Origin of the sequence: Flavobacterium sp. RSSA_27, assembly GCF_051547125.1 — a bacterium.
Classification (GTDB): domain Bacteria; phylum Bacteroidota; class Bacteroidia; order Flavobacteriales; family Flavobacteriaceae; genus Flavobacterium.
This window is the reverse complement of the sequence record NZ_JBPTTN010000003.1, coordinates 163,565-184,978: the sequence shown is the minus strand read 5'-3', so window position 1 is coordinate 184,978 and position 21,414 is coordinate 163,565. Positions and strand designations below refer to the sequence as shown.

At 35.8% G+C, this 21,414-nt stretch carries 23 protein-coding genes and 1 tRNA gene; 15 read left to right on the top strand and 9 right to left on the bottom strand.

Annotated features, from left to right (window positions below):
- Nucleotides 1–223: 223 nt before the first annotated feature.
- On the top strand, nt 224–2,017 hold the full coding sequence (locus ACSVH5_RS05785) for a Calx-beta domain-containing protein (RefSeq protein WP_438060506.1): 1,794 nt from the start codon (nt 224–226) through the stop codon (nt 2,015–2,017).
- A gap of 74 nt (nt 2,018–2,091) precedes the next feature.
- Here ACSVH5_RS05785 and ACSVH5_RS05780 read toward each other — a convergent pair whose 3' ends face one another.
- Nucleotides 2,092–2,592 (bottom strand): DUF456 domain-containing protein, encoded by a 501-nt coding sequence (locus ACSVH5_RS05780; protein ID WP_438060505.1) that lies wholly within the window; start codon nt 2,590–2,592, stop codon nt 2,092–2,094.
- Between the two features lie 56 nt (nt 2,593–2,648).
- Here ACSVH5_RS05780 and ACSVH5_RS05775 point away from each other — a divergent pair, with 56 nt between their 5' ends.
- Together ACSVH5_RS05775 and ACSVH5_RS05770 are read left to right on the top strand one after the other, a co-directional pair.
- The gene (locus ACSVH5_RS05775) at nt 2,649–3,032 is read left to right on the top strand and encodes a hypothetical protein (protein WP_438060504.1); all 384 of its coding nucleotides are present in this window, start codon (nt 2,649–2,651) and stop codon (nt 3,030–3,032) included.
- Nucleotides 3,033–3,112: 80 nt separating this feature from the next.
- Nucleotides 3,113–3,556: a hypothetical protein gene (locus ACSVH5_RS05770; RefSeq protein WP_438060620.1), complete on the top strand. Its 444-nt coding sequence runs from the start codon at nt 3,113–3,115 to the stop codon at nt 3,554–3,556.
- Nucleotides 3,557–3,839: 283 nt separating this feature from the next.
- On the opposite strand, the gene ACSVH5_RS05765 is transcribed toward ACSVH5_RS05770, so the two are convergent.
- Together ACSVH5_RS05765 and ACSVH5_RS05760 are read right to left on the bottom strand one after the other, a co-directional pair.
- A complete protein-coding gene (locus tag ACSVH5_RS05765) occupies nt 3,840–4,937 on the bottom strand; it encodes a glycosyltransferase family 2 protein (protein ID WP_438060503.1) in 1,098 nt (365 codons plus the stop codon).
- The gene (locus ACSVH5_RS05760; RefSeq protein ID WP_438060502.1) at nt 4,934–5,911 is read right to left on the bottom strand and encodes a hypothetical protein; all 978 of its coding nucleotides are present in this window, start codon (nt 5,909–5,911) and stop codon (nt 4,934–4,936) included. The genes ACSVH5_RS05765 and ACSVH5_RS05760 overlap by 4 nt, the downstream gene beginning before the upstream one ends.
- A gap of 101 nt (nt 5,912–6,012) precedes the next feature.
- Between ACSVH5_RS05760 and ruvC the strand changes: the two genes are divergently transcribed.
- From ruvC to ACSVH5_RS05720, 8 genes are all read left to right on the top strand, one after another.
- Nucleotides 6,013–6,567 (top strand): crossover junction endodeoxyribonuclease RuvC, encoded by a 555-nt coding sequence (gene ruvC, locus ACSVH5_RS05755; protein ID WP_159691043.1) that lies wholly within the window; start codon nt 6,013–6,015, stop codon nt 6,565–6,567.
- 147 nt (nt 6,568–6,714) lie between these two features.
- The gene (locus ACSVH5_RS05750; RefSeq protein WP_159688061.1) at nt 6,715–7,086 is read left to right on the top strand and encodes a four helix bundle protein; all 372 of its coding nucleotides are present in this window, start codon (nt 6,715–6,717) and stop codon (nt 7,084–7,086) included.
- Nucleotides 7,087–7,196: 110 nt separating this feature from the next.
- Nucleotides 7,197–8,357 (top strand): radical SAM family heme chaperone HemW, encoded by a 1,161-nt coding sequence (gene hemW / locus ACSVH5_RS05745; protein WP_438060501.1) that lies wholly within the window; start codon nt 7,197–7,199, stop codon nt 8,355–8,357.
- 118 nt (nt 8,358–8,475) lie between these two features.
- On the top strand, nt 8,476–8,760 hold the full coding sequence (locus ACSVH5_RS05740) for a GIY-YIG nuclease family protein (protein ID WP_438060500.1): 285 nt from the start codon (nt 8,476–8,478) through the stop codon (nt 8,758–8,760).
- A gap of 40 nt (nt 8,761–8,800) precedes the next feature.
- A complete protein-coding gene (locus ACSVH5_RS05735; RefSeq protein WP_438060499.1) occupies nt 8,801–9,580 on the top strand; it encodes a cyclase family protein in 780 nt (259 codons plus the stop codon).
- The gene (locus ACSVH5_RS05730) at nt 9,577–9,975 is read left to right on the top strand and encodes a GNAT family N-acetyltransferase (RefSeq protein WP_438060498.1); all 399 of its coding nucleotides are present in this window, start codon (nt 9,577–9,579) and stop codon (nt 9,973–9,975) included. The genes ACSVH5_RS05735 and ACSVH5_RS05730 overlap by 4 nt, the downstream gene beginning before the upstream one ends.
- Nucleotides 9,975–10,325, top strand: coding sequence for a DUF4260 domain-containing protein (locus ACSVH5_RS05725; RefSeq protein ID WP_438060497.1), 351 nt, complete (start codon nt 9,975–9,977; stop codon nt 10,323–10,325). Before ACSVH5_RS05730 ends, ACSVH5_RS05725 begins: the two co-directional genes overlap by 1 nt.
- A gap of 6 nt (nt 10,326–10,331) precedes the next feature.
- Nucleotides 10,332–10,706 carry an MmcQ/YjbR family DNA-binding protein gene (locus ACSVH5_RS05720; protein ID WP_438060496.1) on the top strand — a complete coding sequence of 125 codons (375 nt, stop codon included), beginning with the start codon at nt 10,332–10,334 and terminating at the stop codon, nt 10,704–10,706.
- Here ACSVH5_RS05720 and ACSVH5_RS05715 read toward each other — a convergent pair.
- Nucleotides 10,703–11,281, bottom strand: a complete 579-nt coding sequence (locus ACSVH5_RS05715; RefSeq protein ID WP_438060495.1) for an NUMOD4 domain-containing protein — start codon at nt 11,279–11,281, stop codon at nt 10,703–10,705. The genes ACSVH5_RS05720 and ACSVH5_RS05715 overlap by 4 nt on opposite strands.
- 224 nt (nt 11,282–11,505) lie before the next feature.
- Here ACSVH5_RS05715 and ACSVH5_RS05710 point away from each other — a divergent pair, with 224 nt between their 5' ends.
- Nucleotides 11,506–12,183, top strand: a complete 678-nt coding sequence (locus tag ACSVH5_RS05710; protein ID WP_438060494.1) for a PH domain-containing protein — start codon at nt 11,506–11,508, stop codon at nt 12,181–12,183.
- Between the two features lie 140 nt (nt 12,184–12,323).
- The gene (locus ACSVH5_RS05705) at nt 12,324–13,526 is read left to right on the top strand and encodes an NAD(P)/FAD-dependent oxidoreductase (RefSeq protein ID WP_438060493.1); all 1,203 of its coding nucleotides are present in this window, start codon (nt 12,324–12,326) and stop codon (nt 13,524–13,526) included.
- 63 nt (nt 13,527–13,589) lie between these two features.
- Here the strand turns inward: ACSVH5_RS05705 and ACSVH5_RS05700 are convergent, their stop codons facing one another.
- The 3 genes from ACSVH5_RS05700 to ACSVH5_RS05690 all read right to left on the bottom strand — a co-directional run bounded on the left by ACSVH5_RS05700 (nt 13,590) and on the right by ACSVH5_RS05690 (nt 16,943).
- Complete coding sequence (locus ACSVH5_RS05700; RefSeq protein WP_438060492.1) at nt 13,590–14,690, bottom strand: DUF4407 domain-containing protein; 1,101 nt, start codon at nt 14,688–14,690, stop codon at nt 13,590–13,592.
- Between the two features lie 187 nt (nt 14,691–14,877).
- On the bottom strand, nt 14,878–16,479 hold the full coding sequence (gene pckA, locus ACSVH5_RS05695) for a phosphoenolpyruvate carboxykinase (ATP) (protein ID WP_438060491.1): 1,602 nt from the start codon (nt 16,477–16,479) through the stop codon (nt 14,878–14,880).
- A gap of 68 nt (nt 16,480–16,547) precedes the next feature.
- Nucleotides 16,548–16,943, bottom strand: a complete 396-nt coding sequence (locus ACSVH5_RS05690) for a DUF423 domain-containing protein (protein ID WP_438060490.1) — start codon at nt 16,941–16,943, stop codon at nt 16,548–16,550.
- Between the two features lie 153 nt (nt 16,944–17,096).
- On the opposite strand from ACSVH5_RS05690, the gene ACSVH5_RS05685 reads away from it, so the two are divergent.
- The gene (locus ACSVH5_RS05685) at nt 17,097–18,467 is read left to right on the top strand and encodes a saccharopine dehydrogenase family protein (protein WP_438060489.1); all 1,371 of its coding nucleotides are present in this window, start codon (nt 17,097–17,099) and stop codon (nt 18,465–18,467) included.
- Between the two features lie 374 nt (nt 18,468–18,841).
- Here the strand turns inward: ACSVH5_RS05685 and ACSVH5_RS05680 are convergent, their stop codons facing one another.
- Entirely contained in the window at nt 18,842–20,230 is a 1,389-nt protein-coding gene (locus tag ACSVH5_RS05680; RefSeq protein ID WP_438060488.1) for a dipeptidase, read from the bottom strand.
- A 107-nt stretch (nt 20,231–20,337) separates the two neighbouring features.
- On the opposite strand from ACSVH5_RS05680, the gene ACSVH5_RS05675 reads away from it, so the two are divergent.
- A tRNA-Leu gene (locus ACSVH5_RS05675) sits at nt 20,338–20,419 on the top strand.
- Between the two features lie 40 nt (nt 20,420–20,459).
- On the opposite strand, the gene ACSVH5_RS05670 is transcribed toward ACSVH5_RS05675, so the two are convergent.
- Nucleotides 20,460–21,164 carry a hypothetical protein gene (locus ACSVH5_RS05670; protein WP_438060487.1) on the bottom strand — a complete coding sequence of 235 codons (705 nt, stop codon included), beginning with the start codon at nt 21,162–21,164 and terminating at the stop codon, nt 20,460–20,462.
- Nucleotides 21,165–21,414: the final 250 nt, after the last annotated feature.

The following is a 21,414-nucleotide window of genomic DNA, read 5'->3' as shown; positions in this document are numbered from 1 at the left end:
TTAAAGAACCTCTTCATATTTAGAAGATTTAGTGGTATAATAAGACGAATGAAGACAATAATATAGAAAAAATGGAAATCGATTTTTTAGGTTTTTTGGGATTGTTTTCAAACCATTCTTGATAATTTTTATACCCTTACAGAAGAATTTATATATAAATTTACTTAATAAAAAATGATGTAAAATAGTGATTTTAAATGAATTGCTTTAAAATTTATAAGTTATGTTGAAAAAAATAAGAAAACCTCTATTGCTTGTAGCACTTTTGTTATTTAGCTTTTCTGCTTGCGATATCCAAGATGATGCTACTTCTGCCAATCAAATTGGTGAAGTCAATTTTTCAGTAGAAGATTTAATTGAAGTTGAAGGCGCTACGATTCCTGTTAAAATAAATATGGGAATTAGTAATTATTACCATGCCAAAGGTGAGGTTAAAATAGAAATTACAGGTGGCGTTTATGGACAAGATTATATTTCAAGTACGGGTAGTAATACCTTTACTACTGCAATTAATGCAGGACAATTAGTGTCCAATTTTTCCATTTCTCCGGTTAATGATACTGAAGTAGAACAAAGTGTGGTTTTGACCATAAAAATAACCGAAGTTACTGGAGGACTAACACTGGGGGAAAAGAATTCGGTTACCCTGAAACTTATAGATGATGATAACCCCTTAGTAGGAATTGTTTCTTTCGAAAAAGAAACGGCTTCCATTAAAGAAAATGATGCTGTGGCAACCCCAATGAATTTTGTCTTTACACAAGCTTCAACTTTTGGAGGGACAATCGCTGTACAAGCTACTGGTACTGCGGTCTATGGTACAGATTACACTATTGAAGGTGCTTCTTCAGCAACTTTTAATGTAACGGTTCCTGCTAAAGCAAACGCTGCTAGTTTCAAAATTGTACCTATAAACAATACGGCATTTGCACCTGATAAAACCATTATTTTTACGATTACTGGAGTAACCGGTGGATTAGAATTCAAATCGCCATTTGTATCAACGGTCACTATTGTGAATGACGACGCTTCGCCAAATGCGCTGATTTCTTTTGATCCAACCAATCCAGCAACTGTAAACGAAAATGCAGGTACGGTCACACTTAAATTCCTAGTTTCAGGAACGGTGACTTCAGCTGGAACTGTAGAACTTAATTTAGCAAGCGGCTCTACAGCCAGTGGAGATGATTTTAAATTGAACAGCCCTTCTTCAACTTTGCCTTATGTATTAAATGTTCCAGTAGGGGCTACATCGGCAACTGTAACATTACCTATGATTGTTGTGGACGATCCTACGTATGAAGGCAATGAAAAAGCAATTCTTTCCCTTGCCAATACTTCAGGAGGTATTAGTTTAAACAGTGGTAATTTGCAATACACTTTCGATATTTTAGATAATGATGCAGATCCTAATGCCTTTAGTTATGTAGAAACTTTCGAGTATGGAGCTTCAAATGCTAATAATACTTACTTAACGGCACCAAAACCTGCTGGGCTTGGTTTTAAAATATTAGCAACTGGGCAGGATGCAGCTGTAACGGCCAAAGATGCTGAAATTTTAAAAATGAATAATGGAGTTGATTTTTATACTAATATTAATGATGTAAAAGGTAAATCTGATAATGGAATTAATGTTTTTTATAACGCAACAGCAACTGGACCAGGATTTGGAGTCGCTAATCAAGTATTGGTTTCACCATTAATGAACGGGTCTGGTAATATGAGTGTTAGTATTGATTTGAGCAGTGTAAGTGCATTTCCTCAAAATAAATCAATAGTGACATTCTACTGGTCTCAAACGTATACAGGTGGCGAATTTAACGAAGCCGATTGGAATGTGATGGGTACAGAAAATTATAGTACTGTTGGGCCTCCAGCTGAGTTTAAAAGAAAACTTATGAGTATAAGTCCAACAGCACCTTTTTATGTAGCTATTAGAGTTAACCAAACCGTAACAGCAGCTGACTATCGTTTCCGTTGGCGTTTTGACAACATTCAGGTGAAAAAAGCAAATTAATTTTAATGTTTGGTTTTTCTTCAAACCATTACTAAGTGAACCTCACTTAGTAATGGTTTTTTTTATTCCTTTTTCTAAAATAGTTCGAGTCTATACTGCCAAACAATCCAAACAAAAACCCCAAAGTGCATCACGCACACAATAAACTTAAGAAAACTAGAAGCTAAAAACCCAATAAAGGAGCCTGTAGCGGCTTTTAATGCGCGATTGTGATCTTTGGCGTCGTAGATCATTTCACCAATAAAAGCACCAACAAAAGGACCAATAAGGAATCCAAAAGGAATGGGCGCCAATAATCCAACTACCAAACCAATATTCGTTCCCCAAATGCCATACGAACTGCCTCCAAATTTTTTGGTTCCCTTGGCGGGGATGACATAATCTAAAACGGTTAAAAGAAGCGTAATCACTAAGCTTATTCCCAAAATCCAATAATTCATCGGAATAGCATCGGTGCAGTACACTAAAAGTAAACCTATACAACTCAAACTAGGTCCAGGTAAGACGGGCAAAAAGCTGCCCAAAACTCCTAGAATAACAAATAGCAGTCCGACTCCCAAAAGCAGTATGTCCATATATTTATTTTTAGTAATTTTGAAAGTAAATTGTAGTGTTTTAGTCCGATCTAACTATGAACAAAGACCTTTTTTCAACTTGTATAGGGTTTGGTTTATGCCTCTTTTTCTCTTTGCTTTGTCATGGACAATCGCAAAACGAGAAAACTCAAGATGACCTTTTAAAAGAAAAATTGTCAATTCAATATAAGACTAAAGTACTAAATTTTAACTTAAAAGAATTTGATGCTTTGTTTTTTGAATTTTTTACCAAGAAAGAAGACCCAAATATACTGTTGTCCAAAGAAGCGTTTTATAGCTATACGGTTCAAATTGCTTTATTTTCAGACCGATTGAAAGCGCTGTATCCGGATCAAAAAGCCATTGCTGAAGAGAATAAAAAGAAATGGATGTCGGAACGATACGAAGATTATCTCCAATCCAAACCAAATAAAAAATAATAAGTGTATTTTTATCCCAAAATAAGTCCAATCCAAAAAACTCTGCTTTGAGTAAAAGTTATTGCTATTTATTGCTGCTGATGTTCGCCTCTTGTCAATACTTTGAGAAGCAAGTTCCCTCTGAAAAGGAATTGCTGCAAAAAGAATTGAAGTCCATCAATTGGAAAGAAGTTGACGAATATCCCTCTTTGGTAGATTGTGAAAGCTTGACCGACAAGAAGCAACAACAACAATGCTTTTTTGAGCGATTGACACAATTGATTCAAGAAAAATTAAGCGTAGATACCTTGGCGGTGCTGTATCCAGAGCTGGATACCATCGAAGTTAAAGTCACTGTTTATCCCAATTCGACATTGAAATTTGAACCCCAATTTCCCAAAGATTCTGTGGCTTATGATACCATCAAAATCGATAGTATTCTTCGCGCCCGTTTGGTTGATTTTCCTAAAGTAAATCCCGCCATTAAACGCGGAATTCCTGTAAAAACACAATTTATCTTACCAGTAATTCTAAAAGTAGAATAATTTTTGATTTTTACTAATGATTTTTTTGCCACGAATTTCAAGAAAGTGGAAAAACTTTCACGGCAGCTTGGCTAACTTTGTTTACCGCTGATTCGCTGATTTTCAAAGATTAAAAAAAGTGTTAGATAGAATTGCACGGATTTAACAGGTTTTAAAAAGAGTTAGATAGAATTCACAAATGAACACTGAATTAATATACTTTTGAAAAAATAATTCAATAAAATAATAAAATTTAAAGACTAATTCGTGAATTCGTGGCTAAACACGTCTTTTATATGGTAATCTAAAATCGTCTCCCTTTCCATTCGTAAGAACCAAAAACAGCATACAAAGCTACACTAGTACTAAAAAAAGGATAGAGCAAGCTACTGGCTAACACATAGCGCATTTTGGAAGGTCTCAAAAAACGATGGGTGGTGTAGAGCAAAACCGAATCGACTATAAATTTCGCTAGCCAAAGCATTGCGAAATAGAGAAACGGAATCCAACCCCAAAAGCCTGCTACTAATCCCAAAATCAAGCTAAGATTGCCTGCAAAAACTACTAGGCCTAATCCTATCCCAAACCGACTTTGGTAGGAGCTGGTTTTCGAAGCCCAACGCACGCGCTGGTGAAACAAGGCTTTCCAGCTATCCGTGGGTTGTGTTCGGACAATCGTGTCTTTCGATTTTAAATAATGTACTTTTTCTGGACATTGCGCTATGGCTTTTTGCAGCAAAAACACATCATCGCCACTGGCTATTTTGTCATTGCCAGCAAAACCATTCAACTTTTGAAAAAGAGATTTTGTATAAGCAAAATTGGCACCATTGCACATAAAGCCTTTGTTAATGCCAAAACTTCCAATGGTAGCGCCTTGTAAACTCGTCAAATCCAATTGCTGAAAATGATGTAAAAACGAAGGCTTGCACTCATAAGTAACCGCCCCAGCAATCATTTCGACCGTATGATTTTGAATAAAAGCATCCATCTTGAGCAACCAATTTTCGGGAACAATACAATCGGCATCGGTGGTGACTATCCACTCGTTGTTGGCCAAAGGAACTCCCGTGGTAATGGCGTCTTTTTTAGGCGAATTCGATTGTCGAATAATGTTGGTTAGGGTAATTTGAAATTTGAAATTTGGAATTTGGAATTTTTCTTCCGATGCATCATCAATCAATAGCACTTCAAATAAATCCGTTGGATACTTGAGTTTGGCAATACTTTCTAGTAAAATCGGCAAATTTTCGGCTTCATTCCGAAAAGGCACTAAAATAGAAAAGGTAGTTTTTGGAGCTACCTCTTTTTTGTTATACAAGGACACTTTGGTATAACCATAAATGAGCCAACTTATAGTCAGCACATAAACGATTGCTATGCCGAGTAAAACAAAAATCATTGTTTTTCTTTGATATTAATGTTTCCATCTTCGAAGGCTAAGGGGCTTTTAAATTTCAAAACGAAATAACTTCCAATGGCTACTGGTAATACTACATTCAAAAACCACATCAAAGTCGAAATGAAAACCACAATCCACTCGTTAACGCCCAAAATTCCAAAGAAAAAAACCGCCACACTTCCTTTTACCGCAAAATCCAAAAACTGAAAAGTAGGCAAAGACGAAGCCAGAAAATAGACCGAAGCAATCGCAGCCATCATTGTTAAATAGGGTAAATCTACATCAAAAGCCAAAAACAAAAAATAGTATTGATGCGAGAATACCAAGTAGCGACACGTACCTAACAGTATGTTTTTTTGATGAATCGCTTTGGGAATCTCATTGATTTTGTGAAGTAGTTTTTCGATAGAATAGCCTTTGATGTTGATTTTCTTTGAAAAAAATACAATCAGTACGACTAACAAAAGCCCTCCAAAGAGCAACAGCACGGTTTTGGGTTTGATAATGGCGAAAATGGCATTGAAATACAACAAACCAAAAATCCCAAAAAAGATGCTCAATAGCATTTGGATTCCGTTGCAAATCAGATTCAAAAAGATGATTTTTTTGGTTGATTTCTTATCAAAATACAAGGCTTTTCCAGCATATTCACCTACGCCATTTGGAGTAAACAAACCCGCAGTCAAAGCAGCCAACACTTGTTTGGTGGATTCGCCTACCGAAATAGGATACAAAAAACAGACTAAGTTTTGCCATTTCAAAATTTCGAAATAGCGATTCAAGACACTAAACGAGAGAATGAAAAGAATGCCTCCCACGGATTGATTCTTGCGAAACAACTTGATAAACTTCTCCCAATCGAGTTGGTCATTATTGGCGAGTTGGTTGTAGATAAAATAAAACGCTCCCCCTACAATCAAAAGTTTGACTAGAAGTACAAGGAATTGTTTAGTTTTGTGTGGAATTGAAATCATCTGCCCTTAATCCGCCGTGGCGTGGAATTATTGTGAGTAAATTATTTTGCAAAGAAACAACAAACTTTGTATTGCAAACCGTAAACTTGAAACTAAAAAAATTGTCAAACGAACGCATCATATTAGGCATCGACCCAGGAACTACCATTATGGGGTTTGGATTGATTCGGGTTATCAATAAAAAAATGGAATTTATTCAGCTCAATGAATTGATTTTATCCAAATACGACAACCATTACCAAAAATTGAAAGTCATTTTCGAGCGCACCATTGAGCTAATCGAAACGCACCATCCCGACGAAATCGCGATTGAAGCGCCTTTCTTTGGTAAAAACGTACAATCGATGTTGAAGTTAGGGCGTGCGCAAGGTGTGGCGATGGCTGCTGGACTTTCCAGAGATATTCCCATTACCGAATACGAACCCAAAAAGATAAAAATGGCCATCACCGGCAACGGAAATGCCAGCAAAGAACAAGTAGCCAAAATGCTGCAACAACTTTTGGGACTAAAAGAATTACCTAAAAACCTCGACTCAACCGATGGTTTGGCTGCGGCAGTTTGTCATTTCTTCAATTCTGGAAAAACAATCGGAGAAAAAAGCTATTCAGGTTGGGATGCTTTCGTGAAGAATAATGAAGATAGGATAAAGAAGTAGTGGTCAGTGTTCAGTTTTTAGTGATCAGGCATTAATAACCTAAAAAAGGTGTTCAGTGTTCAGGTTTTAGTGTTCAGGTGGTGTAATGTAAAATAATAGTGATTCGTTTTTAAGTGTTCATTTAAGGTAATTAGTTAGAAAAAACAGATGAAATTTCAAGATTTATTAAGTTATAAAAAAGGGTTTGATGTTGCTATGGCCGTTTTTGAATTATCGAAAAGTTTTCCAAAAGAAGAAACCTATTCTTTAACTGATCAAATCAGAAGAAGTTCGAGAAGTGTAACAATTACAATTGCTGAAGCCTATAGAAAAAGAGAATATCCTAAGTATTTTCATAGCAAATTGACCGATGCTGATGCCGAAAATTCTGAGACACAAGGCTGGTTGGAATATGCATTAGCTTGCAAGTATATAACAATAGAGTCGTTTACTAGTTTAACTGAAAGTTCCAAAGAAGTTGGAAGATTGATAAATTATATGATACTAAATCCAGAAAAATTTGGAGTGAAAAAGGAGTAATCAGTGTTCAGTTTTTAGTATTCAGTTTATTCACTTAATATTATTTACCGGATACTAACCACTTTTTCTGACCACTGATTACTAAATACTGACCACTGAACACTAAATCTATGAGCGGCATCTACATTCACATTCCTTTTTGCAAACAAGCGTGTCACTATTGTGATTTTCATTTTTCGACTTCGATGAAGAAAAAAGAGGAGATGGTTTTGGCTATTGCGAAAGAATTGCAAATGCGTAAAAGTGAGCTTCTCGACTGCGCTCGAAGTGACAAAAATGATGCTGAATTCTCGGAAGTGGAAACCATTTATTTTGGAGGAGGAACGCCGAGCAGATTGCAGATTGCAGATTTGAAATTGCAGATAGATACAATTTATGAGAATTATAAAGTTGCTCAAAATCCAGAAATCACACTTGAAGCGAATCCTGATGATTTGTCGGAAGAGTATTTAATCGAACTTTCAAAAATAGGAATCAACCGATTAAGCATCGGAATTCAGTCGTTTTTTGAAGCCGATTTAGCGATGATGAATCGCGCACACAATTCGGAAGAAGCTCAAAAATGTTTGGAACTCGCGACTCAGTATTTCGATAACATTTCAATCGATTTGATTTATGGTATTCCTGGGATGAGTAATGCGCAATGGCAACAAAATATCGAAACTGCATTGCGTTTTGGTGTGCCTCATATTTCGAGTTACGCCTTGACGGTAGAGCCTAAAACGGCTTTGAATACACTCATTCAAAAGGGTAAAATAGACGCTCCTAAAGACGAAGTAGCCGAAGCGCATTTCCAAATACTAGTCGATACCCTCGAGAAAAATGGTTTTATTCATTATGAGTTGTCCAATTTTGGGAAAGAAAATTATTTCTCGAAGAACAATTCGGCCTATTGGTTAGGGAAAAAATACATCGGAATTGGTCCATCGGCGCACAGTTATGATGGGATTTCGAGAAGTTGGAATGTGGCGAATAATGCTTTGTATCTGAAAGCCATACAACAAGACCAATTGCCCAATGAAGTTGAAATTTTATCGACGGCTGACCGTTATAACGAATACATTATGACAGGATTGCGAACCATTTGGGGCGTTTCATTGGACAGCATTGAAAGAGAATTTGGTCTGGACTATTTGGATTATTTAATCAAGCAATCTGATAAATTCATAAAGGATGAGTTACTTTCTATTGAAAACAATATTCTGAAACCTACCTCAAAAGGAAAATTCTTGACGGATGGAATCGCGTCAGACTTATTTATCCTGAACTAGTTTCAGGATCTTTTGAACTAGTTTCAGGATCTTTTGAACTAGTTTCAGGATCTTTTGAACTAGTTTCAGGATCTTTTGAACTAGTTTCAGGATCTTTTGATTTTAATAAAATTACTATATGGAAAAAGGGTTTACCTATATTTTGACCAATAAAAATTATACTGTTCTATATGTTGGAGCCACGAAGAATCTAAAGAATAGAATAGATTGTCATAGAAATGGTACAGGTGCAGTTTTTACAAAAAAGTACAATGCTTCTATTTTGATATATTTTGAAGTGTTTGATGATTTAGCAGATGCTTTTAAAAGAGAAAAACAAATTAAAAATTGGCATAAAGAGTGGAAATGGAATCTTGCAAAACTTTCAAATCCAGAATTAAAAGATTTATATTTGAACTTATAAAAGCGTCTCCAGATGAGATGCTGAAATAAATTCAGCATAAATGAAAGCCACAATAGAACTGAATGACCAAACTGTTACAATCGACCTATCAAAACCTATTGATATATCGATTCCTTTGACCAATACCGACGAAAATCCTATTGCTTGGTATATTGAAAAACCTGTCATTGAACCAGTAGTTTTTGGCGATTGGATTGGGAAAGTATCTGAAGGAAGTTCTTCGACCAATTTTAATAACATCTTTTTCAATCCGCACGGGCACGGGACGCATACCGAATGTTTGGGGCATATCACCCGTGAATTTTACAGTGTGAATCAATGTTTGCAACAGTTTTTCTTTCGAGCCGAATTGATTTCTGTGGTACCAGAAATGCAGGGGGAAGATTTAGTGATTACATTAAAAAGCCTCTCGACTGCGCTCGAGGTGACATTACAATCGGGTATTTCTTTTGAAGCTTTAGTAATTAGAACTTTGCCCAATTTTAAACTTAAAAAACACCAAAACTATTCAAATACCAATCCGCCGTATCTAACGGAAGAAGCGGCGCATTTTATTCGTGAAAACGGTATCCAACATTTATTAATCGATTTGCCTAGTGTAGACAAAGAGAAAGATGAAGGGAAATTATTGGCGCACAAAGCGTTTTGGAATGTGAAAGATGTGAATAATCTGAATGCAGATGCGAGACTGAATTGCACTATCACCGAAATGATTTATGTACCCGATGAAGTGCTTGATGGTCCTTATGTATTGAATTTGCAAATCGCATCTTTTGAAAATGATGCCAGTCCGAGTAAACCTATTTTATACCAAATATGATTCACGTTTCTACCGATAAAACAAAGTTGGATGTCCTTTTTATTCAAAATTTTTTGAAGGATATTTATTGGGCGGCGGGTCGAACGATCGAAGAGGTTCAAATATGTATTGATAGTTCGGTGTGTTTTGGGATTTATCAGGATGATACCCAAATTGGTTTTGCTAGAGTGATTACAGACTATGTAGTTTTTGCTTACGTTATGGATGTCTTTATCGCTGAAGAATATCGAGGTAACGGTTATGCTTCTGTTTTGATACAAGCGATGCTGGAAGAACCGCAATTGCAACAAGTGAAAATCTGGCGATTGGCCACGACAGATGCACATTTTTTATATCAAAAATTTGGATTTTCATCCTTAGCTCATCCCGAAAAGATGATGGAAAAAATACTATAATGGAAAAGGTTATAAAACTAGAAGAGTTGGGGTTAATGCTACTTGGAATTTATTTATTCAATCATTTGGAGTATGCGTGGTGGTGGTTTTTGGTGTTGATTTTAGCGCCTGATTTTTCGATGATTGGCTATTTGTTTGGAAATAGGATAGGGGCGATTTGTTATAACATTGCACATCACAGAGGTATTGCAATTGTATTGTATTTTGTAGGGATATATACTTCTACTACTATTTTGCAGCTTTTGGCAGTGATTCAATTTGCTCATTCTGCTATGGATAGGATGTTAGGATATGGGTTGAAGTATAAAAAGGGATTCAAGTATACGCACTTAGGAGAAATTGGAAAATAAATAGCGATGAATTTAGAAACATTTTATGAGTACTGCTTGTCAAAAAAAGCAGTAACAGAGCATTTCCCGTTTGATGAAGATACTTTGGTGTTTAAAGTAGGAGGTAAAATGTTTGCATTGTCTTCGTTACAACAATGGGAAAAACAGGAACCCTCGGTGAATCTCAAGTGTGATCCCGAGCGCGCTTTAGAATTGCGTGCCAATTACGACGCCATCAACGAAGGGTATCATATGAGCAAAATACACTGGAACACCGTTGCGATTAATCAAGATGTTCCAGATGCTATGCTCAAAGCATTAATCGACCATTCGTATGACTTGGTTTTTAAAAGTCTTACGAAAAAGATTCAGGCCGAAATTACTGCTTTACCTATTGATTAGACGACAATATGTCCCCAGTTTTCCCCAGATTTAATGCGGAAAATTTGCATTTCGCTGACACCAAATTGCTTGGCAATCATCTTAATCCTAGTTTTTCTGTTGGGATTTTGTAGCATTTTTTTGATGCGCATCACTTTGGTCACCGTTAATTTTCTACCATCAGATTTGATGTTATGTTCTAGCAAATTTTTTCTTGCTTGAATCACGTGTGGACTTTTTCGGTTGTGTTCCAAAAATTCTTCGCGTGTCGCCCATTTCAAGTTTCGAAGGGAGTCGTTATCACGTACATAATCTAAATGCAGTACATGAACTTGGTCTTCGGATTGTTTTGGGATAAAATGCTCCGCAATGAGTTTGTAAAAAAAGAGATGTCGGTTGACGGGTTTTTCTCCAGTATTGATTTTGTAGCGAAAGATACGGTAGCCGTCTATAGTGCTACCTTTTAATTCGCGGCCATCTTCAAAATTGTCTTTAAAACTGATGAGTCTACCTCGAGATGTGATTGCATAGCGCAATTGCAAAGATTCGTGTACGTCGAATTCTTTAATTTGTTCGTTTGGATATAATCGAATCATATGTGGCTTAGATTGATTTAGAGCAAATATAGCTAAATTATTGTAATCTTTTTGCTGATAAATATTTATATTCGCTTCTAGTTAAAGCAGCTAGAAAAAGGGTATTGGGTATGGCATTACCTAAAGCGTTTTTTAGGCATTACTTTTGTTACGCTATTTTAATAAGCACCTAAATAAGGTTTTGATTATCAAAAAAATAATTATTCTAGAAACATAATATTATAATGAAAGAACACATTAAAAAGTTTTTGAACGAAGAACAAGACCCAAAAGCAATCGAAAAAGTTACGGCTAAGTTGAATGATCTGCTGATGAAAAACGAAGAGATAGGTTATATTGCCGTACAAAAAAAACCAGCTTTGACTGTTTTACCTGATAGTATCGTTTTGACCAATAAAAGAATCATCATTTGCCAACCCAAAAACCTAGGGCTTTCAATGCATTTTATTGATTATACTTGGGATGAGGTAGATGGTGCTTTTGTAAAAGAAAATATTTTAGGTTCAGAGTTTACTTTCTCTACCAAAACCGAATTGCAAATAACCATGGATTATATTCCAAAAATTCAAGCTCGCAAAATGTATACTTATGCCAAAGAACAATTGGATATGCTGAAAAATGGCAATGCAACTTCTACTATTGCAATGGAATCGGTTCCAGAAGCAGCAATTGTTGAAGAGGTAGCAACAGAAGAAGTCACCAATTTTGCCGAAATTATACCTGCAACTACTATTCATGAAGTGAGTTTTAGTAATGAGACTGAAACAGCAGCTAGCAATGTTGGGTTAAACCAAGAAGAATTGTTTGCCAAATTACAAAACTATAAAAAGCTATTGGATAATGGTTTGATCCTGCAAGGCGAGTACGATGCCTTCAAAAAAGAAATTTTGAGTCAGATGTAATCTATCGAATTAAAATGAAGTGCCCTGTTTTGTTCATGCAAAGCAGGGTTTTTTTATGATTTTTTTGTTGTGTAACATAAGTTACTGTTCGCTAACGGTTTGAAGGCTAACTTTGTAGGGTAATATTAAATTAAATCATTATGACTACAACCGTAATTATTGGTGGAAGTTTTGCTGGAATGACTGCTGCACTTGAAATAAAACGAAAAGGGAAAGACCAACATAAAGTAATTTTAATAGATAAATCACCATTGTTTTTATTCATCCCTTCTTTAATTTGGGTTCCTTTTGGGAGAAGAGATATCAAGGATATTTCATTTAAGAAAGAAGGAATATTGACCAAAAAGGGAATCGATTTTGTAAATGAAGAAGCCACAAAAATTGATGCCACTGCGCAAGTTGTCTATACAGACAAAGGAACTTACCACTACGATAATCTCGTTATAGCAACAGGACCAAAAGTTAAATATGACATAGCTCCTGGAGTTGAAGAGTTTTCGCATTATGTGGGTACACCTAATGGAGCGATGAAAATAAGAACAGCGCTACAAGAATTCAAAAAGAATCCTGGGCCAATCGTTATTGGTGCTACTCAAAATGCGGGTTGTATGGGAGCGGCGTATGAGTTTTTATTCAATATCGAAAAATGGTTGCGAGAAGAAAATATTCGTAAAAAAGTTGATTTGTACTGGATTACACCAGAAGATTATTTGGGACATTTTGGTATAGACGGTATGCCTATGGGCGAATCCATGCTGAAAGGATTTATGAAAATGTTCAATATTCATTATAGAACCGAAGTAGGAGTAAAAGAAGTTCAGAAAAACAAAGTAATCTTGTCTAATGGTGAAGAACTGCCTAGTGATTTCACTATGTTGATGCCGCCTTTTATTGGAGTAGATTTGGTGACCAATTCTCCTGATTTACATGCTACACCGGCGGGTTATATTCCTGTAGGAGACGATTATCGTCATCGTGATTACAAGAATATTTGGGCAGCAGGAATCGCTGTCGATGTGAAATTACCTTTTACACCTAAATCGGTTCCTTTTGGGTCTCCCAAAACGGGGTATCCTTCTGATGAAACGGGGAAAATTGTAGCTGAAAATATTGTTCGAGTAGCCAAAGGTCAAAGCCAATTGGTAAAAAAAGAATGGGGTAGAATTCCTGGACTTTGTATCATGGATGCAGGAAAAAAAGAAGTGATTATTTTTTCAACTTCCTTGTTCAAACCACGATCGTTTGCCATTATGATTCCGAATATTATTTTCGATTTTAATAAAGTGATTTTAGAAAAATATTTTCTTTGGAAAAGTAAAAAAGGGTATGCCTTTTTGCCTTAATTCGTTGTTGGTTAAAAAAAAACGTCCGAAAGGGCGTTTTTTTGTTGAGATTAAAGACTAAGATTACAAAGTACTTTTTTGTTTTTCTACAAAAGTATTCGATTGTAATTCCAGTAGGTCTGTTGCGTTTTTTCGTTGCAATTCATACAATCGTTTGTCTTCTGCAATATCCGCATATACTTTGTCGTGCATGCTGGCGCTGGTTTGTACCAAAAGAGTACGTTGGTATTTATCTTGTTCTATGGTAGCTTTTAGCGCAGTTTCGAGGTCTTCTAGTTTATAATCATATTCGCCTTTGGGAGATAATAATTTGGCAATAATTGGCGAAGTTTCAATTGCCAAAAACAGGAGCATAATAAAAAAAGAAGGCAGCCAAGGCAGACTATTCAAAGCATTGATTCTCGCCATTAGTCCATCAAAACCATCAATGATGGGTTGGGTTTGAGTTACCTTTTTGTCCAAGTCGGCTTCCAGTTTTTTGTTTTCTTTTTCTAACACCGCAATTTTGGCCAGATTGTTTTTTTGTAAGGTATCCAATTCTTTCTTAGACAAATCGTGTTTGGCAATTTTTTCTTTAAACACTGGGCCTTTTCCTAGTTTTTTGGTGCCCGCTGTTCCTTCGGCTTCAGCAATGTAGGTTTCATAAAGGGTATTGACTTCTTTCTCTTTCTTGCTGATTTCGGTTTTCAAATTGGTAATCTCGGCTTTGTTTTTATCCAAATCGGTTTTGAAATAAGCAGCGACTTCTTTTTTGTTCTTCAAGGCCATCGCATTTTTCTCTTTCAAAAGTACCGTGTTGATTTCTTTTTCGAAGATTTTAATTTCTAAGGGTTTTGAAATGACAATTGCAATGATAATTGCTAATAAAATACGAGGAGTGGCTTGCAAAAATTCGGCACTAAGATTATCTCTTTTTCTAATGGTCGATACGATAAATCGATCCAAATTGAAAATAAGTAAACTCCAAACTAGCCCAAAAGCGATTGCTGGATATACACTGTCGAAAACAGTAAATAGGGCATAGGCACTCGCCAAAAAAGCCATCACAGCTGTAAAAAATACGGTGGCTCCAATACCCACAAATTTGGTTTTTTCGCCTTGGGAGCAACCTTCTAGCAGGTTTTTGTCAGCTCCTGAACATAAAATAAAAAAGGATTGTAACATGATTGATTGATTTTTTGATTGATGGGTACAAATTTAACGCCAAAAACAATTCAAACGATAAATTACTGATTGTATTTTAGTTATAGTTTGTGGCTGACTATGATTTTTTTTCAAAAAAAAGAGCTGCTCTTTTCAGAACAACTCTTTTTGGTTTAGGTTGGTTTATTTTGGTTTTGTTTTGGTATGCTTATGCTTTTGGTGCTCCAGCTAAAATTTCTTCGTTGGCGAATTCTTCGAATTTTTCAAAATTTGCTTTGAATTTTTGAGCTAGTTCCACTGCTTTAACGTCATATAATGCTTTGTCTTCCCAAGTATTTCTTGGATTTAAGATTTCAGCTGGTACGTTTGGACATTCTTGTGGAATCGCAATTCCAAATACGTCATGATTTACAAAAGGAACCGCATCCAATTCACCATTTAAGGCTGCAGTAATCATAGCACGAGTGTATTTTAATTTCATTCGACTTCCTGTTCCATAGGCACCACCTGTCCATCCTGTGTTGATCAACCATACGGTAACATTGGCGTCTTTCATTTTTTTGCTCAACATCTCAGCATATTTTGTAGGATGCAATGGCATGAATGGTGCACCAAAACAAGCAGAGAAATTAGGCTGTGGTTCTGTTACTCCAGCTTCAGTTCCTGCTACTTTAGCAGTATAACCCGATATAAAGTGATAAGCCGCTTGGCCAGGAGTTAGTTTTGATATTGGTGGAATAATTCCAAATGAATCAGCCGTTAAAAAGAAAATATTTTTTGGGTTTTTACCAATAGATCCTGGTTGAATATTGTCAATATGCGTAATTGGGTAGCTTACTCGTGTGTTTTGTGTAATAGAAACATCATCAAAATCTACTTCGTTAGTACCTGATTTAAACACAACATTCTCTAAAATTGCCCCTCTAGTGATGGCTCTAAAAATATCGGGTTCATTTTCTTCTGACAAGTTGATTACTTTGGCATAACAACCACCTTCAAAGTTGAAAACAGTGTTCTCGTTCGTCCAACCGTGTTCGTCATCACCAATTAATTTTCTTTCTGGATCGGCAGATAAAGTTGTTTTTCCTGTTCCTGAAAGACCAAAGAAGATAGCAGTATCTCCATTTTTACCTACATTGGCACTGCAGTGCATTGGTAAGGTGTTTTTGTAAACAGGTAAGATGAAGTTTAAGGCAGAGAAAATTCCTTTTTTCATTTCTCCTGTATACCCTGTACCTCCGATAAGTGCTATTTTTTTAGTAAAATCTAAAATAGCAAAATTGCTCTGACGTGTTCCGTCAACTGTTGGATTGGCCTCAAAACTTGGCGCACAAACCACAGTCCATTCTGGAGTAAAGCTTTCTAATTCTTGTTCAGTTGGTCGTAAAAACATATTGTAGCAAAATAAGTTTGCCCAAGGAGTTTCGGTTACTACGCGTACATTCAATTTGTAATTTGAATCGGCACATACATAAGCATCTCTTACAAAAACCTCTTTGTTAGATAAGTGAGCCGTTACTTTTTGGAATAAAGCATCAAAAGCAGCTGGCTCGAAAGGGATATTTACTTTTCCCCACCATACTTTATCTTCAGTGATACTATCTTTTACAATAAAACGGTCTTGTGGAGAGCGACCTGTAAATGTTCCTGTGTTGATGGCTAAGGCTCCTGTGGAGTTTTCTGTCCCTTGACCTGAAGCAATAGTTAAATCGTGTAATTCATCTGGAGTTAATTGATACTGAATTTTGGCATTCTCAATTCCTAATTTTTCTAACGAAATCGATTTCGTAAAAAGGGTGTTAGTGTCCATAAAATGTAGTTAGTTTTTATTTGTTTGGATGTAAAAGTATAAATTAATTTTTAAAGCGATTTTTTGTTTTATATTTTCTTTTTATTGTTTTTAAAAAAGTCAAACAATAAAGCGGCCCAAGCTGAAATGAGAAGGACACCTCCGATGGGAGTAATGAAGCCTATTTTTTTAAAATCAAAAGTTGTTAATGAATTTGTTGCTAAAAAATAGATGGAACCCGAAAATAATAGAACTCCAAAAAGCGTAAGATAATAAATGATTTTTTGTTTTTTTTCAGTAAGCGAAGTACTTAGGCCAATGAATAAAAGGAATAAAGCATGGTACATTTGATAGCGAACACCCGTTTCGAAGGTAAGGAGTTCTTCCGTTGAAAGTACTTTTTTTAAGGCATGGGCGCCAAAAGCACCCAAAATGATAGCTATCATTCCTAAAAGGGCAGCAGTCGTAATTACTTTTTTACTCATAGTTCCTATTTAGAATCTGCTGCAAAAGTATTTATTACATTTCAAACAAAAAGGGGTATTGCTGTTTTATTTTTAATTTTTTCGTGTTTTAACACAATCTATTTGTTATGAATACAACAAAATAGTATGTTTGTGTTAAATAATTATATTTTTATGAGAACAATACTCATTATTGGAGCAGGAAGGTCTGCTTCTTCCTTGATTCAATATTTACTTGCAAAGTCTGAAACAGAGCAATTGCATCTGATCATTGGTGACTTATCACTAGAATTAGCTCAGAAAAAAACCAACAATCATCCCAATGCGACTCCAATAGCTTTAGATATCTTTAATACGCAACAACGACAAGAAGCGATTCAAAATGCCACTATTGTTATCTCTATGTTGCCCGCGCATTTGCATATAGAAGTTGCGAAAGATTGTGTTTTGTTCCAAAAACATATGGTTACGGCTTCTTATATCAGTGAAGCTATGCAAGCTTTGGATGCAGAAGTCAAAGCCAAAGGGCTCATTTTTATGAACGAAATTGGTTTGGATCCTGGTATCGATCATATGAGTGCCATGAAAGTTATTGATGAAATCAAAGAAAAAGGCGGAAAAATGTTGTTGTTCGAGTCCTTTTGTGGTGGATTGGTCGCACCAGAATCGGATACCAATATTTGGAATTACAAATTTACATGGGCACCAAGAAATGTGGTGTTAGCTGGTCAAGGTGGTGCGGCCAAATTCATTCAAGAAGGTGCCTACAAATACATACCGTATTGCAATTTGTTTCGCAGAACCGAATTTTTAGAAGTCGAGGGGTACGGTAGATTCGAAGCTTATTCAAATCGTGATTCTTTAAAATATCGTTCGGTGTACGGATTAGATGATGTGCTTACTTTATATAGAGGTACTATTCGCAGAGTAGGATTTTCTAAGGCTTGGAATATGTTTGTGCAATTAGGAATGACCGATGATAGTTACATAATGGAAGGCTCAGAAGAAATGACCTATCGACAGTTTGTGAATTCCTTTTTGCCTTATCACCCCACCGATTCCGTTGAACTGAAAATGCGACACATTCTCAAAATAGACCAAGACGATATTATGTGGGATAAGTTAGTAGAATTGGATTTATTTAGCCGAATCAAAAAGGTCGGTTTAAAAAATGCTACACCAGCTCAAATTTTAGAAAAAATCCTTTCTGATAGTTGGACCTTACAACCCGAGGATAAAGATATGATAGTTATGTATCACAAATTTGGTTACGAATTGAATGGTATCACTTCTCAAATCGATTCCAAAATGGTATGTATTGGCGATGACCAAATGTATACAGCGATGGCAAAAACAGTTGGGCTTCCTGTTGCAATGGCCGCTTTATTGATTTTAAATGGTAAAATACAAACTAGCGGTGTACAACTTCCTATCCAAAAAGAAGTTTACGAACCCATCCTGAAAGAATTAGAATCATACGGCGTTGTTTTTAATGAACAAGTCATGCCTTATATGGGCTATAACCCAGATAAAGTTTTCAATTAGTTTTCTTTTTAATTATTTTTTTGATTTAATTTGTTAAACGCTTCTCTAAACTTGTGCTTGAAGAGAAGCGGTTTTTTTGGAGCAGTAGCATTAGGCTTTTTTGGACCCGCTTTTTCTGCAGGTTACATCCAAAAAAAAATCCGCTCATTCTGGAGAACGAGCGGATGTTTGTGTGAAAAGAGCTTTTAGTAATCTCATATTGAGTTGAAAACTATGTGGTTTCAGTACATATCGCTTTAGTATCTAAATATCCAAACCGCAGATTCGCAAATTAGTATAATTTTTAAAATTTGCGAATCTGCGGTTTATACTATTTTAACCTCGTAGACTTTCAGTAAATCAAACCAAATCAATTGCCTTTCAGTCTGTAGTATTTATTTACTCAACTCTACAAAATATTTATAGAAAAGTGGAATAGTTTCGATTCCCTTTAGGTAATTGAAAATTCCGAAATGTTCGTTTGGTGAATGAATTGAATCGGAGTCTAAACCAAATCCCATCAGGATCGTTTTGCTTTTCAATTCTTTTTCGAATAATGCAACGATAGGAATGCTTCCACCGGAACGAACCGGAATGGCTGGTACACCAAAGGTTTGTGTATAGGCTTTGTTGGCTGCTTGGTAACCAATGCTGTCGATTGGAGTAACATAACCTTGGCCACCGTGATGCGGTTTTACTACAACACTCACGCCAGCTGGAGCAATACTTATAAAGTGTTTGGTGAACAAATCGGTAATCACTTCCCAATCTTGATTTGGCACTAAGCGCATCGAGATTTTTGCATAGGCTTTGCTTGCAATTACTGTTTTTGCGCCTTCTCCTGTATAACCTCCCCAGATTCCATTCACATCGAGTGTTGGACGGATAGAATTACGCTCATTCGTGGTGTAGCCAGTTTCGCCATAGACATCATTGATGTCAAGTGCTTTTTTGTAGTTTTCCAAGCTAAAAGGGGCTTTGCCCATTTCGGCTCTTTCTTCCAGAGATAATTCTTCGACATTGTCATAGAATCCTGGAATGGTGATATGATTGTTCTCGTCGTGAAGCGAAGCAATCATTTTGGATAAGATATTGATGGGGTTGGCCACCGCACCACCATATAAACCAGAATGTAAATCGCGGTTAGGACCAGTCACTTCTACTTCTACATAACTCAAACCACGTAATCCTGTAGTGATGGAGGGTTGCTGATTAGAAATCATTCCAGTATCTGAAATTAAAATCACATCGTTTTTTAATTTCTCTGTATTGTTTTCTACAAATGTTTTTAAGTTGACACTGCCTACTTCTTCTTCACCCTCAATCATAAATTTTACATTACAAGGTAAAGTATTGCTTTGAATCATGTATTCAAAAGCCTTTACGTGCATGTACATTTGACCTTTGTCATCGCAGGCACCACGAGCAAAAATTGCTCCTTCTGGGTGAATCGCTGTGGGTTTGATTATGGGTTCGAAAGGAGGAGAGGCCCACAATTCGATTGGGTCTGCAGGTTGTACATCGTAATGTCCGTAAACTAAAACCGTTGGTAGGTTTTTGTCTATTATTTTTTCACCATAAACAATTGGATAACCTGCTGTTTCGCAAATTTCAACGAAATCGCAACCTGCTTTTTCTAAACTTACTTTTACGGCTTCTGCTGTGTCTAGTACATCTTGTGAAAAAGCTGTATCGGCACTAACAGAAGGAATTTTCAATAATTCGATTAACTCATTGATAAAGCGTTCTTTATTTTCTTGAACGTAACTTGTTCTGTTTTCCATTTGGATGTTTAATTTTAGCTTTTCAAAAGTACAAAAAATAGAATAACATTTTTTTGTAAATATTACTTTGAAAATAGGAACTTATGCTTATATTTGCACCCACCAACGCGGATATGGCGAAATTGGTAGACGTGCCAGACTTAGGATCTGGTGCCGCAAGGCGTGTAGGTTCGAGTCCTATTATCCGCACATAAAAAAAGCTTCTCATTTGAGAAGCTTTTTTTATGTTTTAAAGTGTACTCAAAAATTGAGTAGTTCGAATCATGTCACTTTCAGTAGCTAAATCAATTTTATTTTCTTTTAAGTAGGATTTGATTTCATTGACATGTGCAGGATATAAAGCCAGTAATTTGGATTTTGAAGTTGGGAATTCAATGATTTTTTTGTCTTTTTGTTCCAATAGATAGGTGCTATTAATGGAAGTAAATCGTGGTTTACTGTTCAATTCAAATGAAGTTTTGGCTACTTTGCCTTCTTTAAAATCGATTTTGTCATGTCGTAACAAAGCGGTTGTTTTGTTATTCATTAATTCAAAAGCATAAATTAAGACTTTTTCATTTGATTTATCATCTATTGTGATTAATCTAAGTTTTTTTCGGTCATAATTCATATAGATAACACCGTACGCTGGGTCTTTTGAAACGGTGTATATTTCTCCTGGAGCTTTTTCTACTTCAACGACATCGTCGTATGCATTATAACGTAAATTCATTTTTGATTGTATTCCTTCTATTTCAGAAGGTACAAAGTCTTTGTAAATATATGGCGTGCCTTCTATATCTTTGAAGAAAGTAGCTCTATAGTCTTTGTTGGCTTGCATCACACCTAAATTATAATAAATTGGTGCAATGTTTTGATCGGTTCCACCCAATGTTTGAGCAAATGAAAAGTTGCCAATCATAATAAGTACATAAATAATTGCCTGATGTTTCATGATTTTTTTTTAATGTTACCAACTGATACACAATATTACACATTTTTTATTTAGGTGATTTATGCTTTTTGATATTTACTCCATGAAAGTTTATTTTAAATTAATAGAGTTTAAATATAAAACAGATAAAGTATGCAATTAGGCCAATTTTTTTTGTGACAATAAAGGATATTGAATTGGTGTTGCTATTCATTCATATGATATGATACAATCTTTTGATAAAACTATTTCTTCATTAAAAAAAAACAGA

Excerpts from the sequence above, each read along its gene's own strand:
- ACSVH5_RS05765 (WP_438060503.1), bottom strand. The coding sequence starts at position 4,937 with ATGATTTTTGTTTTACTCGGCATAGCAATCGTTTATGTGCTGACTATA.
- ACSVH5_RS05720 (WP_438060496.1), top strand. The coding sequence starts at position 10,332 with ATGAATTTAGAAACATTTTATGAGTACTGCTTGTCAAAAAAAGCAGTA.
- ACSVH5_RS05705 (WP_438060493.1), top strand. The coding sequence starts at position 12,324 with ATGACTACAACCGTAATTATTGGTGGAAGTTTTGCTGGAATGACTGCT.
- ACSVH5_RS05750 (WP_159688061.1), top strand. The coding sequence starts at position 6,715 with ATGAAATTTCAAGATTTATTAAGTTATAAAAAAGGGTTTGATGTTGCT.
- ACSVH5_RS05680 (WP_438060488.1), bottom strand. The coding sequence starts at position 20,230 with ATGGAAAACAGAACAAGTTACGTTCAAGAAAATAAAGAACGCTTTATC.
- ACSVH5_RS05785 (WP_438060506.1), top strand. The coding sequence starts at position 224 with ATGTTGAAAAAAATAAGAAAACCTCTATTGCTTGTAGCACTTTTGTTA.
- hemW (WP_438060501.1), top strand. The coding sequence starts at position 7,197 with ATGAGCGGCATCTACATTCACATTCCTTTTTGCAAACAAGCGTGTCAC.
- ACSVH5_RS05760 (WP_438060502.1), bottom strand. The coding sequence starts at position 5,911 with ATGATTTCAATTCCACACAAAACTAAACAATTCCTTGTACTTCTAGTC.
- ACSVH5_RS05685 (WP_438060489.1), top strand. The coding sequence starts at position 17,097 with ATGAGAACAATACTCATTATTGGAGCAGGAAGGTCTGCTTCTTCCTTG.
- ACSVH5_RS05715 (WP_438060495.1), bottom strand. The coding sequence starts at position 11,281 with ATGATTCGATTATATCCAAACGAACAAATTAAAGAATTCGACGTACAC.
- ACSVH5_RS05735 (WP_438060499.1), top strand. The coding sequence starts at position 8,801 with ATGAAAGCCACAATAGAACTGAATGACCAAACTGTTACAATCGACCTA.
- ACSVH5_RS05770 (WP_438060620.1), top strand. The coding sequence starts at position 3,113 with ATGTTCGCCTCTTGTCAATACTTTGAGAAGCAAGTTCCCTCTGAAAAG.
- ACSVH5_RS05670 (WP_438060487.1), bottom strand. The coding sequence starts at position 21,164 with ATGAAACATCAGGCAATTATTTATGTACTTATTATGATTGGCAACTTT.
- ACSVH5_RS05725 (WP_438060497.1), top strand. The coding sequence starts at position 9,975 with ATGGAAAAGGTTATAAAACTAGAAGAGTTGGGGTTAATGCTACTTGGA.
- ACSVH5_RS05780 (WP_438060505.1), bottom strand. The coding sequence starts at position 2,592 with ATGGACATACTGCTTTTGGGAGTCGGACTGCTATTTGTTATTCTAGGA.
- ACSVH5_RS05690 (WP_438060490.1), bottom strand. The coding sequence starts at position 16,943 with ATGAGTAAAAAAGTAATTACGACTGCTGCCCTTTTAGGAATGATAGCT.
- ACSVH5_RS05710 (WP_438060494.1), top strand. The coding sequence starts at position 11,506 with ATGAAAGAACACATTAAAAAGTTTTTGAACGAAGAACAAGACCCAAAA.
- pckA (WP_438060491.1), bottom strand. The coding sequence starts at position 16,479 with ATGGACACTAACACCCTTTTTACGAAATCGATTTCGTTAGAAAAATTA.
- ACSVH5_RS05730 (WP_438060498.1), top strand. The coding sequence starts at position 9,577 with ATGATTCACGTTTCTACCGATAAAACAAAGTTGGATGTCCTTTTTATT.
- ACSVH5_RS05740 (WP_438060500.1), top strand. The coding sequence starts at position 8,476 with ATGGAAAAAGGGTTTACCTATATTTTGACCAATAAAAATTATACTGTT.
- ACSVH5_RS05775 (WP_438060504.1), top strand. The coding sequence starts at position 2,649 with ATGAACAAAGACCTTTTTTCAACTTGTATAGGGTTTGGTTTATGCCTC.
- ACSVH5_RS05700 (WP_438060492.1), bottom strand. The coding sequence starts at position 14,690 with ATGTTACAATCCTTTTTTATTTTATGTTCAGGAGCTGACAAAAACCTG.